The organism is Roseicyclus sp., from assembly GCF_052168335.1.
Classification (GTDB): Bacteria; Pseudomonadota; Alphaproteobacteria; order Rhodobacterales; family Rhodobacteraceae; genus Roseibacterium.
This window is the reverse complement of sequence record NZ_JBQLZP010000272.1, coordinates 1-1,227: the sequence shown is the minus strand read 5'-3', so window position 1 is coordinate 1,227 and position 1,227 is coordinate 1. Positions and strand designations below refer to the sequence as shown.

The window sequence follows — 1,227 nt, the reverse complement described above, 5'->3', positions numbered from 1 at the left end:
GGCACCCCCTGGGCGCGGGCCTTCGGCAAGCGGCACGATCTGCACCGCACGCTCAAGGACAAGACCGAATTGCGGGCGCTGCCGCAGGTGCAGGCGGCGCTGGCCGCGATCGGGACGGGCGGCTTCGCCGAAGCGGTCATCCGGATGCTGGTGCTGATGGCCGAGAACCGCAGGGGCGTGCGCCGCGACCGGCTGGAACGGGCGAACCGGGTGCTGACCGAGGATGAGCCCTTCGCCAGCCTCGGCCCGGACGGGCGCGCCCGGGTGATCTCGGAACAGACGCTGATCGCCACCTACGAGCCCGAACGCGCGATCGAGACCCTGCCGATGCTGCTGGCGACGCCGGAGGAGCGCGAACTCGCGATCCGCGTCGCCTACTTCGTGCCGGGCGATCCGGACGAGATGGCGGAGGGGACGCTGGCGCTCCTGCACCGGTTTTGCGAGGTGCTCGGGGTTCCGCGCCGCGACGCGCCGGTGACGGTGGACCCGCTGACCCCCGCCAGGCCGGCGAACGGCGCAGGCCCCTCGGGCGATGCGTGGGCGCCGCCCCCGAAGAACGGGGCCGCGAGGCGGCGCGCCGGGTCCGGGAAATCCGATTTGCGGGAGCAGGCACGATGAGGTTCGAAAACCGCCCGCTGGCGGACATCCGCGTCGGCGACAGGGCCGAACTGAGCCGGCTCCTGACCACCGACGACCTCTACGTCTTCGCGAACGTCTCCGGCAATCACAACCCGATGCACCTGACGCAGGAGGACGCGGACCACGACGGACGGCCCGACGCGGTGGCGCCGGGCATGTTCCTGGCCTCGCTCGTGTCGGCGGTGATCGGGATGAAGCTGCCGGGGCCGGGCGCGCTCTACCATTCGCAGACGCTGACCTTCCACGGCCGCGCCCATGCGGGCGACGAACTCCTGACCACGGTGACGGTCGAGACCATCCATCCGGACGGCACGGTGACGCTCGCCACCGATGTGCGGCGCAAGTCGGACGGGGCGCTCATCGTCGATGGCGAGGCCCGCGTGGCCGCCCCCGCGGAGCGGCGCGTCTGGACCGATATCGCCGTGCCCGGCCTCATCGTGGAGCGGCACCGGCATTTCGAGACGCTCCTCGAGCGGGCGCGGCCGCTGCCGCCGCTCGTCACCGCAATCGTCGCGCCGGAGGAGGACAGGTCGCTCGGCGGCGCGGTGAAGGCCGCCGAGGAGGGCATCATCACGCCCATCCTGATCG

1 protein-coding gene and 1 pseudogene are annotated in these 1,227 nt (G+C 72.4%); both read left to right on the top strand.

Annotation, left to right across the window (positions count from 1 at the left end):
• Nucleotides 1-618: pseudogene (locus ACTS11_RS08290) on the top strand (alpha/beta hydrolase); the annotation flags it as partial.
• Nucleotides 615-1,227: MaoC/PaaZ C-terminal domain-containing protein (locus ACTS11_RS08285; protein WP_442639854.1), on the top strand; the 613-nt coding region annotated here is incomplete at its 3' end. The pseudogene ACTS11_RS08290 and the gene ACTS11_RS08285, both read left to right, overlap by 4 nt.